At 53.8% G+C, this 15846-nt stretch carries 11 protein-coding genes; 3 read left to right on the top strand and 8 right to left on the bottom strand.

Going from position 1 to position 15846, the window contains the following annotated elements:
- Position 1: 1 nt before the first annotated feature.
- The 3 genes from BLQ88_RS25215 to BLQ88_RS25205 form a co-directional block, all read right to left on the bottom strand.
- Positions 2-1186 (bottom strand): DUF4374 domain-containing protein, encoded by a 1185-nt coding sequence (locus BLQ88_RS25215; RefSeq protein ID WP_090155673.1) that lies wholly within the window; start codon positions 1184-1186, stop codon positions 2-4.
- Positions 1186-1806, bottom strand: a complete 621-nt coding sequence (locus BLQ88_RS25210; RefSeq protein WP_090155671.1) for a hypothetical protein — start codon at positions 1804-1806, stop codon at positions 1186-1188. Before BLQ88_RS25210 ends, BLQ88_RS25215 begins: the two co-directional genes overlap by 1 nt.
- 65 nt (positions 1807-1871) lie before the next feature.
- Positions 1872-2435 carry an RNA polymerase sigma factor gene (locus BLQ88_RS25205; protein WP_090155669.1) on the bottom strand — a complete coding sequence of 188 codons (564 nt, stop codon included), beginning with the start codon at positions 2433-2435 and terminating at the stop codon, positions 1872-1874.
- 246 nt (positions 2436-2681) lie between these two features.
- Here BLQ88_RS25205 and BLQ88_RS25200 point away from each other — a divergent pair, with 246 nt between their 5' ends.
- From BLQ88_RS25200 to BLQ88_RS25190, 3 genes are all read left to right on the top strand, one after another.
- The gene (locus BLQ88_RS25200) at positions 2682-4100 is read left to right on the top strand and encodes an aminotransferase-like domain-containing protein (RefSeq protein WP_090155667.1); all 1419 of its coding nucleotides are present in this window, start codon (positions 2682-2684) and stop codon (positions 4098-4100) included.
- Between the two features lie 77 nt (positions 4101-4177).
- A complete protein-coding gene (locus BLQ88_RS25195; RefSeq protein ID WP_090155664.1) occupies positions 4178-4690 on the top strand; it encodes an N-acetyltransferase in 513 nt (170 codons plus the stop codon).
- 10 nt (positions 4691-4700) lie between these two features.
- Positions 4701-5894 carry an MFS transporter gene (locus BLQ88_RS25190; RefSeq protein ID WP_090155662.1) on the top strand — a complete coding sequence of 398 codons (1194 nt, stop codon included), beginning with the start codon at positions 4701-4703 and terminating at the stop codon, positions 5892-5894.
- On the opposite strand, the gene BLQ88_RS25185 is transcribed toward BLQ88_RS25190, so the two are convergent.
- The 5 genes from BLQ88_RS25185 to BLQ88_RS25165 all read right to left on the bottom strand — a co-directional run bounded on the left by BLQ88_RS25185 (position 5872) and on the right by BLQ88_RS25165 (position 15821).
- Positions 5872-9198, bottom strand: a complete 3327-nt coding sequence (locus tag BLQ88_RS25185; protein ID WP_090155660.1) for a VCBS repeat-containing protein — start codon at positions 9196-9198, stop codon at positions 5872-5874. The genes BLQ88_RS25190 and BLQ88_RS25185 overlap by 23 nt on opposite strands.
- 108 nt (positions 9199-9306) lie before the next feature.
- On the bottom strand, positions 9307-10590 hold the full coding sequence (locus tag BLQ88_RS25180; protein WP_229212854.1) for an MFS transporter: 1284 nt from the start codon (positions 10588-10590) through the stop codon (positions 9307-9309).
- A gap of 7 nt (positions 10591-10597) precedes the next feature.
- Positions 10598-11614, bottom strand: a complete 1017-nt coding sequence (locus BLQ88_RS25175; RefSeq protein ID WP_090155658.1) for a LacI family DNA-binding transcriptional regulator — start codon at positions 11612-11614, stop codon at positions 10598-10600.
- Between the two features lie 111 nt (positions 11615-11725).
- Positions 11726-13213, bottom strand: a complete 1488-nt coding sequence (locus tag BLQ88_RS25170) for a sialate O-acetylesterase (protein ID WP_090155657.1) — start codon at positions 13211-13213, stop codon at positions 11726-11728.
- A gap of 25 nt (positions 13214-13238) precedes the next feature.
- On the bottom strand, positions 13239-15821 hold the full coding sequence (locus BLQ88_RS25165) for a glycoside hydrolase family 38 C-terminal domain-containing protein (RefSeq protein ID WP_218132951.1): 2583 nt from the start codon (positions 15819-15821) through the stop codon (positions 13239-13241).
- Positions 15822-15846 lie beyond the last annotated feature (25 nt).

Here is a 15846-nt window from a genome sequence, read left to right as displayed (position 1 = left end):
TTCAAAATGCGATCACCCCGCTGAGAAATTCGGCGTTGCGGTATACGAGGCCCTTTTTCACCTGGCCGGTCCGCCCGTCGTAGATATAGAATGCATTTTCACTGTTTCCGGCATTGACGGCAATAGCGACTTTGCCGTTTTTGAGCCGTTCCAATGCGCGTCTCGGGTATTTGCTCAGCGGAATATCCAGCTTCCGGAGCGACTGGTTTTTCAGGTCGGCCTCGTAGTAGCTTATCACATAGCCGTGCTGGTAATCGCGGTAGGCTTTAATGAGGTTATTTTCAAAAACCTGCACGATCACTTTGTCGCCGCCCGCGTGGATCATCCCGCCGGAATGGTTACCGTTCAGTTGGGCTGTAAGGTTGAAAAAATAAGTACTATCGAATTCCGTTTCACCACTTTTCATGCGCACAATGCCCGACGGCAGCGATTCGTTGGCGCCCCAGTAGTGGCTGTTCGAAGAAATCAGGTAGAGATCGCCATTGTCGGTAAATGCGTGCGAAGAAACGACGCTGTAACCCAGGCAAGCCGTTTTTTCGGTTGAAATAGTCTTTTCCAGAACCATGTCTTTCGCATTGAAAATGGCCAGATTAGCCTTGGGATAGGCATGGTTCTGGTCGTCGGCGTGGATGTAGGGCACCAGCACCTTATCGCCCCGCACAATGTACATGCTCGGCGAGGCCATACTGCCCGGCATGACGTCGAGGCGAATCTTGCCCCGCCGCTCCTCGGTCATATCGGCCGTGTTGATGATCTGATAGTCGAATAAGCTATCACTTACCTGACGAGGAGCTGTGCTTACCAAAAGGCGGTTGTCATCGAGAAATGCAGAGATAGGCCCTCCCAGCAAGCCGGTATTCGGCACGCTGCCTTCCGCTTTCAGCGACTGGTCCGCCGCTACGGAATAGCGGGTCATTTTTTCCTCCGAATTGAGAAAAACATAGCCCGGCCGCGCGGCCACCAGCACATTATTGGGAACATCGGGCACCTGTTTCGCGTCCCGGATATCGGCCTCGCCCGTTTCCAGGTCGGACACGATCTGGAATGGATAATAACCCTGCGCGGGCTGACTCAATGCGAGAATGTAATGCGATTCGGAAGTCCGGTCCCGCTCCGGACCGTAGGAAAAAGTAAGCAATGTGATCAGGCTGCCCGCCAGCAAACCGCTTTTTTGCCAAACACCCATCAGATCTCCAATGCTTTAAGCGCCTTCTGCTGCAATGGCAGTGGCAGGTCGAACAGGCGGTCTTCCTCTACCACTACCACCTCGTCGGATTTGAAATGGTATTGGAAAGCCAGGTATTTCCGGTCTTTCCGGACAGTGAACGAGGTCGGGCGGTTGTGGGGATTGCCGTTCGCGCAATTCAGGTTCAGATTGATCGCTACGTCGTTTCCGGAGGTATTGTGGATGCGCACGTCGCCGCAAAACACGAGGTCCGCGCGTTGGGAAACCAGTCCGAGGTCCACCCGCGCCGAAGCCTGGGGCGGAAGCCTCAGTTGCAGCCCGCTTGCGTCGAATGCATCGTAATGCCGCGAAGTATTCTGTATTTCAAAATGTTGCGAAAGCATACGGCCGGCCAGTCCGAAAGTGACCAGCAATGCCACGGATGCGGCGGCCGCATAGGCTACCCACGGGCGTAGCGGGCGTACGGCAGCGGTACGCATGTGCCTGTGTATGTTTTTCCAGGAATTTCGCAGCAGCCGTTCCTCGCCGGGCACCGGGCGGTCGAGCCAGCGCTTTACGCGTGCGGCCTCCTCGGGTGTACATTTTCCGGCAAAATATTTATCCAGTAAATCCTCGTCCATGGTCGGGTGGTTTACTAATGAGTAACCCGGCAAAGGATTTGGTCCTAACGGCTTGGCAAATTTTTTTAAGCTACCATCAAAAAGAGCGTGAAAAGCCCCTCGATGTTCCGGCGGAGAAAGCTTAAAGCCCTGGTAAGGTGGTTTTTGACGGTTTTTTCGGAAAGCAGCAATTCTTTGGAAATTTCCTGCGCATTCAGCCCCTGCTGGCGGCTCATGCGGTACACTTTGCGGCACTGGTCGGGCAGCTGCTCCACGAGCGCATTGACATTCTGGCTCAGATCGGCGTATTCGATATGCTCGCGGGTACTGTCGTCCCAGGCCTCGGACCCGGCAGTCAGGTCGTCCTGCGCCGACCGGAAACGTGCGTCGTTCCGCTGGTGGTTATAAAACTGGTATTTGGCGCAGCGGTAGAGGTAATTCTCCCACGAACCCCTCACAGCCAGCGTCATACGCCTGTCCCAGATCGCACAGAATATCTCCTGCACCATGTCGGCGGCCAGGGTTTCATTTTTACAAAACGAATAGCTCACCCGCAGCACAAACGGCGCATACTGCTTGTAAAGCAGTTCGAAATCCTGCTCGCTGGCAATTGTGATGTGCGGGGTTTGCTTTGCTGCGACTAGCGTCATACCGGGGAGGGCTCATGAGGGCATCGCTCCAAAGGTAGTTTTTGTTTTTATTTAAAACAATTATAAATAGAGACTTAGTGTAAATCACGTCTTGGGCTCAAAGTACCAATGGCGCCATGAAACTCACACCGGCTTCGCGCCCGTACTTGCCCCAGGGACATTTTCTGTCGTGTTTTTCAATTATTACATTTGCCTCGCATCCCAATTATCACTACTACGACAGTGCAGCGTTAATAACCCAGACTTATGAGGAGATACAAGTTTGAAATATTTACGGACGTGATCGAGCAAAATATCCGCGAAGGGATTTTTAAACCCGGCCAAAAACTTCCCTCAGTCCGCGAATTGAAGCATCAGTATCAAACCAGCACCAGCACCATACAGAGCGGGTACGAGTATCTGATTATCAGCGGCCTTGTCGAGAGCATCCCAAAATCAGGCTATTACGTCGCCAACAAGCCGGATATGCCCGTTCACGAGCCGACCGGCAGACATCGGCCTGTGGTGAGGGACGCGATTTTCAAGCACCACCTTGCACTTACGACCTCGCTCAGAGCGGGTCGCCGCCTTTCCGAGTTCAATGTAGCAGCCCCCGGCGATCTGTTGATACCTCAAAAATTGTTGCTCCGAACCATGCAGCAAACTATCAGGGAACATGGCGCCGGGCTGTTAAGGTACTATCCGCCGGGTGGCTCCGCTGAACTTCGAAGCAACATTATCCAACGTGCAGCGGTTAATAAAACCATTATCCACCCCGACGAGTTGCTTATCACGGATGGTGCCTTGCAGGCATTGTACATTGCATTGGCATCCGTCTGCAAGGCCGGGGATGTGATCGCCATCGAGAGTCCGTGTGTGTTTTCGGTGCTGGAAGTAATACGGGTACTTGACTTAAAAGTCGTTGAAGTTCCCGTAACCCCGCATTCGGGGTTCGACATCGACTTTTTGTCAAAGGCCTGTCGCCGTAACCGCATTAAAGCGGCCCTGGTGACACCTAACTTCCACAACCCGACCGGTACGTTGCTGAACGATGAAAAAAAGGTCGCGCTGGTAGCCATTGCCCGCGAATTTGGTATGGCGATTATTGAAAACGACATTTACGGAGACCTGCACTTTCAAGGCACCAGGCCATCGACAATCAGGAGTTTCGACGACAGCGGTATTGTAATCACTTATAGTTCCTATGCAAAAACGCTTGCCGCAGGACTAAGGCTTGGGTGGCTGGCGGCTGGAAAATGGATGCAACGTGCAGAACAAATCCGGTTTGCATTGGGCAGTACCGTCTCTCCTGTCTACCAGGAAACCGTCAACCGGCTATTGAGCGACCATAGCTATGACCGCCATGTCCGCGCGTTCCGGATGCAGCTTGCGCGAAACGCCCATCAGGCCATTCAATTAATCTCGGAACACTTCCCCGAAAAAACCTTCGTCCACACTCCTGCGGGTGGATATAATGCCTGGGTAAAAATGCCGGACGATACGGATATGAACCGGTTTTACGAGCAATGCGAGCAAATCGGAGTCCGGTTTACACCGGGCTATACATTCTCATTCTCCGGGGCGTTCGACAAATATTTCCGGTTGGTTTTTGCAGACAAATTTTCGCCTGAAAAGATAGCAGCCATCCAGCTTGCAGGACAGTGCTCCGCGCCAAATCTGTACTGATAATTCTGTTAAAATGTGTACTATGTATGGCAACCATCCGGCTTCTACATTTGCCCCTGTAAAATTTATACAGGAAAATGAACATTGTTACAAAATTCACGATAGCGACGGATCAGGGCATAGAAACGCTTCTCGCCCTAACCCGTCAACTGGCGATGGAGAAGTACTCGGAGCTCGTCGATGCGCGGGAACTCGATCACTACATTACCGAAAACTACCATAGAAAAGCCCTGATCGACGAGCTCAACAGCATGTCTAACCAATGGCTGGTGGTTTATGCAGATAACGCGCCTGCCGGATACGCACGCATCACCACCCGCGGCAAGAAACCCCGGTTTCTGGAAGGCAAGCGATCGGTACGCATTGCGGATTTCGGAATTCTCCATGCATTCCCGTCACCGGCAATCAGGGATTCATTATTTGAAAAATGTCTCTCGGTCTGCCGTTCACATCAGGATGTTCAAATCTGGGTAAACGAACATCCGGGAAGTCCCTGGATCAAATTATTTGAAAGCAATGGATTTACCAGGATTCAGGATGCCTGCGAACTGGACGACCTGCCCTTGGAGTCTGTATGTTTGATCGCTTAACACCCTGACCATGACAGAGCTAAGAGTTGGAGACCGTGATACCGGCAAAACCAACATGTTGCCCGTTTACATCATTTCTCTCGCCACCTTCATTATATTTTTTCAGGGGTTTATGGTAGCCCCGTTATTACCGATGCTCTCGGATCACTTTCACACATCCGTCAGGCATGTAAGCTTCATCGAACCGGCATATCTGCTCGGATACGGCGTTTTCACACTTGTTTACGCGCCAATGAGCGAAAAGTACGGCAGATTCAAGATAATCGCCCTGTCGATGCTGCTCTTTATCGTCCTGACGGCGGGTACAGCGGCAGTGAACAATATTGATCACATGATTGCACTGCGGTTATTGACCGGCATGGGCGCGGCCGGGGTGGCACCTACAACGATCAGCTGGATCAGCGATACCCATCCTTACGAGCAGCGAGGGCACGCCCTCGGAATTTTCTTCGGTTGTATGGCGGGCGGCGCGGCGTTTGGGTCCAGCATCGGTGCAGTCTTGTCATCGCTGGTTGGATGGAGGTACCTTTTTATTGGTGTTTCAGCGGTTGGTTTCGCCATTTTGATCACGATAATCAAATTGAAAATATGGCTATTTGGAAATCAGAGAATGATCGTCGCAGAGAGGCGGAACGTTTTGTCCTCATTCCGCGAGATTCTCTCCAAGGCCCGAGCCAAGCGAACATATGCTTATGTATTGCTTAATGGAATGTTTCACAGCGGAATTTTTGCCTGGCTGGGTTATTACCTTCACCTAAACTACGGCCTTAGCGAAATGCAGATTGGGCTCGCGTTGCTCGGTTACGGGATACCGGGGCTAATGCTGGGACCGTCGCTAGGAAAACTGGCCGATCGTTACGGCAGAAACAAAATCATACCGATAGGGATATTGATCAGCGCTATTGCCGTGCTGGTACTCAGCCAGGTCCCGAGCTTGATCGCTTCCTGCCTACTTGTCACATTCCTTTCATTCGGATTTGACCTTTCGCATCCATTATTTGCTGCCATTGTCACCACATTCAGTGCCAATAAAGGCGCAGCCACAGGCCTCTTTGCTTTCTTCCTGTTTCTCGGTTATGGTCTTGGCAGTTTGGTATTGAGCCTGATCGTTTCTGTCGGACTGAACACTGCTTTTCAGTACTACGGGATCTGTGCGCTCATCGGATCCATTATCTCGTTCTTTATTTTTCGCGATGAGCGATAACGAACTGGGTGGCCCTGGAATGCCTGTAAACTTCCAGCTTACCGGAATTGGCGGCTCCGATCAAAAGCGACGGCTTACCTCCGGCCTTCAAAAGCACCAAAGACCGGTTATCCCCCCGCAATGCGAGTCCGCTTGCTGTGGGGCTCAAAGGCGCAAAGTTTCCCTTGCCGTCCCCTTTCAGGCACAACCCGTACATCGCATCGAACCGCCCTATCGACGCGTCGGGCGAATAGGCATTACCTGAAAGAACGAGGTCGAGCTTCCCGTCGCCATCGCAGTCCAGGGGCAAAATGGCGCGAACAGGCGCAAACTGGGCCTGTACCGGCAACGGTTTCAGCCTGAACTTGCCCTTACCGAGATTTTCCATGTATGACGAAGAAAAGTAACTGCTTTTGAGCGCCATCGCCCGGTGAAGCAAATCGGCCGGAACCACATCCTCGACGGTCGCTTTGGCATATTCGTCGTACAAAAAGAACCGTTTCCCCAGGCGCGGCATCTGGCGCAGCAGTGCGTCGCGAGACGGCCAGGGGTAATTTTTGCCCTGGATGTACCACGACAACAGCGACTGGTGCAGCCCGCTCCCGTCCAGATCGCCATTGTAAATCGTCAGCGGCTCCTTGTCCGACGCGCGAAATGGCGTGTTCGTGCCGAGGTTCCCCAAAATGTAATCCATATCGCCGTCCTGATCGAAATCCGCCCCGGCAATGCTGCTCCACCAGCCCGATGTTTTTTCCAGCCCGGCCGACGCCGTTACGTTTACTAGCTGTTTGCCGGTGTTTTTGAAAAGCGTGACAGGCATCCATTCGCCGGCCACGATCAGGTCGGTCCGGCCGTCGCCGTCAAAATCGGTCCATAAAGCCGAGGTAACCATACCGATGCTTTTCAGCGCAGGGCAAATACTTGCCGTGATATTGGTAAATTTTCCTCCATCGTTACGCAGCACATAACTTTCCGGGGCGGCAGGATATTTACCCGGCACCAGACGCCCTCCGACAAACAGGTCCAGGTCACCGTCGCGGTCGAAATCGGCCGCGGTCACGCAGGATTTGCTTGCGCGCATGAGCGGCAGTGCAGCGAGGTCTTTGGAGAAGTTGCCTTTTCCGTCGTTTTTATAAAGCCGGTCGGTGTATAGGGGCGAGCCCGCCTCGAACTCACTGCCGCCACTAGCCACATACAAATCCAGGTCACCATCGTTATCGGCGTCGAAAAGCAGACTTCCCGCATCCTCGCAGGCATTATCCAGGCCCAGCTCCCGGCGCAGAAAGCGGCCGTTTGCCTGTTGCAGGTAATACGTTGCGGACAATCCGGCGGGCCCGCCGATGAACAGGTCGTCGAGGCCGTCGCCATTGATATCGCCTGCTGCCATACTTGGGCCCGTGGTCGAATAGGTTTGCGGCATCAGCACGTGCGTAGCGAAATCGGACCGGCTGTTTTCGGTATGCGTAAAATCCAATCCATATTGGCGGGCTACTTCTTCGAATAGGGGTTTTACCGCCGGGTTAAGGGTTTTCGTCGGATCAATGGCATCTTTCTCGTCCAGCACAATCCGATGGTTGGCGCTTACATTCAGCATTCGCTGTGTGCGGCCGTCCGGCCAAAGTATTTCCAATGTATCCACAGCCCCCGCCGTGCCCAGCCCGAAATGCACGGTGTTACCTACCGTCGACTGGAAGCCCCTGTACAGGGTATGCTCGTAAAATTGCATCTTCCCGGCATATTTTAGCGTGATTTTCGCGCCCAGCGCCAGGCGGTTGGCCGCAGTACCTTTAAGCGAAAGTTGCAGCCAGTGGTTTTTAGCCAGCTTTTGCGACTCGTTCCGGTAAATGAAGGCCTTTTCGTTTACATTATTCACCACCAGGTCCAGGTCGCCGTCGTTGTCCAGATCGGCAAACGATGCTCCGTTGGAATACGATGGCTGGCTGATGCCCCACTCGTGCGCCTGTGTGAAAGTGAGATCGCCGTTGTTACGGAAAACATAGTTGGGCAGCCTCACCCCTTTCAGGTTTTCCATCATTTTCAGCAATGCCCGGTTCGCCTCGTCCTTCTCCTGGAACATGGTCGAATGCTGGCTGTATTTGATAAAATCCTTGTCGGTCATGTCTTTCAAATGGCCGTTGCTCACGAACAGGTCGCGGTAGCCGTCGTTATCGAAATCGGCGAAGAGCGGGCTCCAACTCCAATCCGTTTTGTCAATTCCCGCAAGCTGCCCTATTTCGCTGAAATGGCCGTCGCCGTTGTTCAGTTGCAGGGTATTCCGCATATACTGAGGCTGGTAGCCCATTTGCATCATAAAATCGAACTTCTCGTTAGACATCCCCGCGGCCATGATCTTCTGCCGGTAATTGTCTTCGGGCAACATATCGAGCACGACAATATCCTGAAAGCCGTCATTATTATAGTCCGATACATCCACGCCCATCGCATTGTAACTCTGGTGTTTGAGGTACTCGCCGATCCGGTTCGTGAATGTGCCGTCGTGGTTGTTGATGTAGAGCAAATCGTTGCTGAGAAAATCGTTGGCGACGTAGATGTCCGGCCAGCCGTCGCCGTTCAGGTCGTTCACAGCCACCCCGAGGCCGTAGCCTTCCGTAAGAATACCCGCCCCGGCCGACACGTTTTTGAAAACCGGGTGGCCGTCGGGCCCATTACCTTCGTTTCGGAACAGTTTATCGGTATTGGCGGCTTCTCCGTGCGTGCGTACGGGCATGAGGTTGTTCACGGCGCGCGGCGAGTGGTCGTGCGTGAGCAGGTACACATCCAGGTCCCCGTCTTTGTCATAATCCAGGAATGCCGCCTGCGTCGTATAGCCGGTATTGGCCAGTCCATAAGCCCCGGCCGACTCGCTGAATGTATTGTTTCCCTTGTTGATAAACAGCATGTTGGCGCGTCCGGCAGCGTCGGGGCTTCCCGCTCGGCTGACGTAAATATCCAGCAAACCGTCGGCATTGAGGTCGGCCATGGCTACACCCGTGCACCAGCCTGTTGTCGCTACGCCTGCTTTTTCGGTGATATCTTCAAACTGCATATTGCCCTTGTTGAGGTACAACTTGGAAGAAACCATGTTGCCGGAGAAGAAAATGTCGGTGAGGCCGTCGTTATTGATATCGCCCAGGCCGACCCCGCCGCCATTATAGAAGTACATGTATTTCAAAATGTTCATCGAATCCGTCTGGCGGATATCATTCGAAAAACCTATCCCGCTTTCGTCCGGCGCCAGCAGGCTGAAAAGTGTTTCGGATTCTTTCTGACGGCATGCCGACAATACCGCTACGAGCAGGCAACAATGCAGGTAAAATACTTTCATTCAAAAGATCAGGTTTAGGGCAATTGCGAAACGGAAAGTCAAGTTAATCGATTTAGCAAGACTTCCCAAAATTGATTTTTAAAACACAAAAAGCGACAAGATGTTATGCTAAGGCAGCCGGTTTTCCAGCTCTTCGAGTGTAGCGCCCCGGGTTTCGGGCATGAGCAGCGCCACGAAGAGCAATTGCAGCACCATCAGCGATGCGAAGCCGGCAAATATGGTCCAGGTTTCGAACCGGCCGATCAGTACCGGGCCCATGAGCGTGGTCAGTCCGGCGAAAACGTTCAGCATACCCGAGCCCCAGGCCTGGCCGAATGCCCGCACGCTGGTAGGGAAGATTTCAGCCATAAAAACCCAAATCACGGCGCCCTGCCCTATCGCGTGAGAAAAGATGAAGCCAAGCATGAAAATAAGGATCGCAGCGGCATCCCACCCTTCCCGAAAAGCCAGTGCCATCAGCCCCAAACTCAAAATATACCCCACCGACCCGGCATACATCAGCTGCTTCCGGCCCACCCTGTCGATAAAATACATGCCGATGCAGGTCGCGATCAGGTTCACCACGCCGATGGACACTCCGCCGAGTAGCGATTGCGAGGTGCCCAGGCCCGCCCGTTCCAAAACATGCGGGCCGTAAAACAGGACGAAACTGATTCCGGAAAACTGGTTGAAAAACACCATTAGCAGCACTACCAGCAGTATTTTGGTATATTTTCCTGAAAACAATCCCATAGCATTCGGCGTGACGGACATTGCGGCCCTGCTTTTTGCAATCGCTCCGGAATACCAGCGCGGGCTTTCGATAATGCCCATTGCCAGCACGGTGTAAACCAATGCGATCATGCCCGTAGCACCCGCCATGAGCCGCCAGTCGGCAGAATCACCCACGCCTGCAAGCACGTAATTGGAAATGTAGGCCAAAAGAATGCCGCTTACGAGATTGATCTGGAACAAAATGCCCAGCTTGCCGCGGTCCTTCGCGTTACTGACTTCGGCAATGTAAATCGGTGCCGCAATGGAGCCGATGCCGGAAGCCAGCCCGCCGATGAACCGGAAAGCCGAAAACATATAAGGCGAGACCGACAATGCGGAACCGAGGGAGGCGATCAGAAACAGTATGCCCGTGAGCAACAATGCCTTTTTTCTGCCCCAGCGTTGGGTAGGATATCCGCCCACGAGCGCGCCGGCTACCGAGCCCCACAATGCGATGGAAACGATGAACGTGCCATGAAACCAGTCGGATATGCCCCAGAGCTGCCTCACCGGGAGGTTAATACCCGATATAACGATGGAATCGAACCCGGCGAGAAAGCCCGTCAGCGATACGACCAGTACGCAGCGGAAAACCCTGGCGTCCATTTGCATGACGCTACCCGATCCGACCTTTTCCATATCCGGTTCAGGTTGAAGCTCTGACGATCAGCGAAGTAAGCAGCGTAATAACCTCGCCTGCATGGTGTACTTGCGCCGGGTCGCGGAGTTTCGCCATCAGGGTATCGATCGCCGTTTGGGCAATGGCCTCGATCGGCTGTGCCACCACGGTAATGCCCGGCCGGTGGATTCGGAACAGGTCATGGTCGTCAAATGAAACCATGGCAATGTCGTCGGGGATTCTCAGTCCCATTTGGTTGATCACTTCCAACCCGGCAATGCCCAGGTAGTTGGTACCGAACACCACGGCGTCGAGCGCGGGATTCCCGCGCAGGATTTCACCAATATCCTGCAAATAGCTCTCGTATCCGCCTTTGAAGGGCATCGCGTACACATGCAAAGCCAGCCCGAGGTCGGCAACGGCTTTTTTGAAACCGATAATGCGGTCTTCCTTCTCGGGGTCGTCCAATGCGAGGGCGATGAGCGCGATGTTTTTCGCACCGCGGTCCGCCAAATGCTGCACAGCCTGGTACATCCCGCCCTGGTTATCGACCATCACCGCATCGCTGCCGTCGTTTCCGAAAAACCGGTCGAAAAGCACCACGCTCTTGCCCTTGCCGATCATGTCGCGGATGTCGTCTTCCATGCCCAGCGTGGGGGCGATAATGCAGCCATCGACGCTCAGCGTGTTGAACATCGTGAGAAACTCCTTACCTCGTTTCAGGTCGTTTTCGGTGCTGCAATAGACAATTTTATAACCGTTCTGGTACACTTTTTCCTCGATCAGCTTGGCAATGCTCGCGTAAAACGGGTTGGAAATGTCTTCCACCATGAGGCCGATGATGTTGGTACGGCCCGTGCGCAGGCTCTGGGCGAACTGATTGGGCCGGTAACCCAGCTTCGCCGCTTCCGCCATCACTTTCTCGACCACGGACTCGCTGATCCGCTTTTCTTTCGCCTTGCCGTTAAGTATAAATGATACGGTCGTTTTTGAAACGTTAAGCTTCCGGGCGAGGTCGCTCATCGATGGTTTCGGATCTGCCATTAGTTAAGTTGAGAATGCGCCGTGCGCAGGAACGGGGAAAAATTTGTATTCGAAAGTACGTAACAAAGCCGATAATACCGCTTTGGGGCAAGCGCGCTGTAATGCCCGCCGTCATTTCGCCGGGGTGGTTTCGGGCCAGTCGTCGCTGCGGAAAGGCAGGGCGGGCAGGCCTTCCTTGTTTTGTAAATTCGTTACGGGGAAATTGGTGAATGCATACCGCACAGCCACCGGCCGCTTTACTTTCGGGGTGACCAACACGATGGTATTACCTTCGATTTTTGCGGTAGCAGGATAAAATTTCCGGTCGGCACCAGCGACAAAGAAATGCTCCGGCGTCTTTGCGTTATTGGTTTCCAGGCCTTTAAGGACGGTTTCGGGACGGAAATGTACTTTCACGTCCTTATTCCCATATTCAACATAGTCGAACTCCGGGCCGCGGTAAGCAATGTGAAGGTTTCCGTACGTGCGGTTCAGGGCGGTTTTGGCGAGGCGCACACCGATGGGCTTCTTGTTTTTCGGGTGCAGGTCGCGCGACTCTCCAACGTCCATCGTCACCACCATTCCGGTATTGCCCAGCTTGCTTACATGCTCCTGCGCCTCGCGGAAGAAAGCGTAATCGGCCAATGTCGCGTCGTCCTTGTCGTACCAGAACGGAGCTACCTGTACGTAATAGAACGGCAGGCTTCCCTGCCCGAACCGCTCACGCCAGCTTTGGATCATCGCCTGCGTGAGCCGGGTGTAGCTCTCACGCTCGCCGCGGTTGGATTCGCCCTGGTACCAGATAAATCCTTTGACCGACAGGTTAATAAATGGGTTAATGACTGCATTGTAAAGTAAAAATGGCCGTGTCACTTTCTCGAATGTGAACCCGCCGTCGATTTTTTCCTTCGACTTCGGACTATCCAGGTACGGCTGCAAATACACGCGGTTCAGCAGCGTATCCGCCGCCAGCACCTCGCGTGGTACATACGCCTGCGCAGCCGACGCCCCTATACCCGTGAACACGAGGCCAACGGGCACATCCAGCGCCGCCAACAGCTCCCGCCCGAAGTGGTAACCCACCGCACTGAACGTCCGCGCCGTGGCCGGGCTGCATTCCTGCCAGGTACCTTTGATGCTATCGAGCGGTTCGTTGCTGAAATTGAGGCCCGCATTGAAAAGACGGATCTGCGGGTATGCGGCCGCCGGCAGTTCGCTGGCCGAGTCCAGCGTTTCGTGCAGCTTGAATTGCATATTCGACTGCCCGCTGCAAATCCATGTTTCCCCGATCAGCAGATTGTCCAGTACCTGCTTTTCGCCGCCGCCCGAGATCGTGAGCCGGTGTTTGGAAAAATCCCCCTTTCGCGCAGCGGGTACCGGTATGATACCCAAAAACCGGCTCCCGGCATCTGCGGCCACGCTCACCGGTGCAGGCATCCAATCCGCCTGAATGGAGATGATGGTTCCGGTCGGCGCGTTGCCCCATACTTTGAACGGCTGGTTTTGCTGAACCACCATATTGCTTTGTAAAACAGGGCTCAGCCGGAGTTGCTGCGCATGCACGGACGCGGCAAAAACGACCATGTAGAGCAGGGCGGCGATGATGTTAGGTTTAGGCATAGTCAGGTTATTAAAAGTGTGTATTTCAATTAGTAACAAAATCTTTCAGCCGGATCGTCCGGATACCGAATCTTGGCATGGCTACATTCAAAACCGTTTTGCCGTCTTGGCTGCGGATACTCAGGTCCTCCCTGGCGGCACCATTCAGTTCCACCAATGCGGCCGAGGCGGCTTTCCCGCCCAGCACCACTTGCCGGGGTTGCGTATCGCCTTCGGCATTGAAAAGCCTTACCAGCAGATCGTTACCGTCGACGAGCGTGGTCGTTACCTGGTAACCCGTTCCGGTAACATCCACGAGCGACTTCCCGGGTTCTTTGAGCGGACCGGTCGTCAGCGATGCGATGGCCGGTTCGTTCCAATCCGATGCCTCGCGCGAAATGCCGGCCTTATCCCACTTGTCGGCGTGCGGTACCAGCGCGTAACGCATGGTTGTCGGCCCCGTGAGTGTATGGTTCCGGCCCCAGAGGCCGGCACCGGAATACTGGACGTTCAGGCCGAGCGGAAAGTTTTCGCCGTGCGTGTAGGTGGTGGTATGGTCGGAAAGGAGCGCGAGGCCGGCATTGCTTTTGGCATCGTACAAATCCACCCAGCTCACCATCAGGTTGTGCTTAATGCTGTCCCAGCGACTAAAAAACGTATTTTCCAGTTTACTTTCCGTCACATCGAAAGGCGCGTCCTTGTAGATTTTCGGGGATTGAAAATTCACGGGAAACAATGCGAGCAGCTTCTGGCTGTCGTCGTAAAAGGGCTTGGTATAATCCTTCGGGTCCAGGCCGCCGTGCTGCTTGTAATCGCTGCCGATCCCGATGTTTGCCTTCCAGTCGATGTGCAGGCTGCATTCGATCTTGCGGTCGCCCTGCCTGAGCGTGATGGTTTGCGTGTAGGGATTGGAAAGCAGCTCGCCCCTGATCTCCGCCTTCACAACCAGCGGCCCGTTTTCGATAATCTGCAATGTCACAGGCTTTTCGGCAGTAGAATGAAACCCGCCGTTGTCAAAGAAATTACCCCGCAGCGCATTGAACGACTGCCCGCTTTTCAAATCCACAAATTCCCGGTTACCCATCGACTTGACAATCAGACTCTTGATACTACCGCCCCTGGCCTTATCCAAAACCAGTTTATAATGGTCGGTCTCCATCACCACATCGCCCGAAGCGGCTACCGATGCATTCGCGCCGGTCGTTTTAAGCGGCTTTTTATTGATCAATTTATATTGACTGAAACCCATTGCCGGCACCGTTGCCTTGAAATACAGCACAGGCGCGCCATTCTGCTCACCCGCCGCTTGCACGGCTATCTGCTTGTTTTTCAAATCAACAATGCTGAATGCCCGCGGATCAATTCCCGCAGGCAAACGCAAAGCAACTTGTTCGGTTTTAGAATTTCCGGTTGTATTGTAAACATTGACCACGGCATTAGCGGCATCGGTCTGGCCATTTCCGCCCGTAGCCGCCGCGATGATCCGGTCGGCGATGTGGTTGGTCGTATCCGTCCATACCACTACCTTATCGGCCCAGGTGTTGCCGCGTTTGCCGTTGTAGGGCACGATCCAGCAGTCGTGGTGCTGCGAGAGCATGAGCGTCCGCCAGGCCTCGTCGATTGCCGTCTGTGGCCAGGCTGCATTGCGGTACACTTTGTTCATGGTAGCTATTTTCTCCGCCATCACAATTTTGTTTTCCGACACCCGCACCTGCTGGGCAATCTTTTGCAGCACTTGCGAACCCCACACGAGGCTCACCTGCATATCTTCCTGCGAAAAATGCCAGTCCTGCTCCGCTTTACCGATAGAAGCATTGGTAAAATAGTCCCGCCAGGTTTTGTACTCGGTAGGTTGGTACCCCCGGTCGCCGTGGCCGATCCATGGGCCGTTTTTCCAGCCGGCATCCTGCAAGGTCATCGCCACCGGGTTTTTAATCCCCGATTGCAATGCATCGTTAATGTATTTGGGCGCATTGGTCCAGCCTTCGGTTTGCCAGGTGGAATTCGGTTCGAGCCCCTCGCTGCCGTAGCGCGGCACGGTGGTAATGCGCGAGCCATCGGGCCCGATCCAGTTCACCAGCTCCCCGCCGAATGCCCGCGTATACCCGCCCCAGCAAGTGTTAGGGTTTTTCAACGAAGCATATTTATACCCGAACGAGCTTAAAATCTGCGGCAATGCACTCGTGAAGCAGGGTTCTTCCGATGAATAGGTAGTGAAAACGGCTGTCGGGAAATAGGCTTTCACCTTTTTGATCCCGTAGTCGAAATGCCGGATGATGCTTTCGCCCGAAACATTGTAAAAATAGCTCTGCCCGTAAGCGGGACTCACGTATTCGACCCGACCGGCGATGGATTGATCGGCGAACAGTTTCTGAAATTCCGCCAATGCTTCCGGTTCGCGCACTTTCACCGAATCCCAGGTTTCGGGTTCTATTTCCAGGTTGATCTTCCAAAACGGGTTTTGTTTGAGCTGATCGACCACGAATTGCGTATATCCGACCGGGTAATGCCCATACACGCCACCGTGGTAGCCGTCGATAAAATAGGCTTTTTGCGCCTGCGCTTCGGCATTGCATAACGCAAGCGGCAAGGCCATTAAGAGTGGGTTCAGGAATGAATATCTTTTCAAAGTTTCAAGGTTAAGGTTGAGGTAG

The organism is Dyadobacter soli (assembly GCF_900101885.1).
Lineage (GTDB): Bacteria > Bacteroidota > Bacteroidia > Cytophagales > Spirosomataceae > Dyadobacter > Dyadobacter soli.
This window is presented reverse-complemented; position numbering and strand designations above follow the sequence as displayed.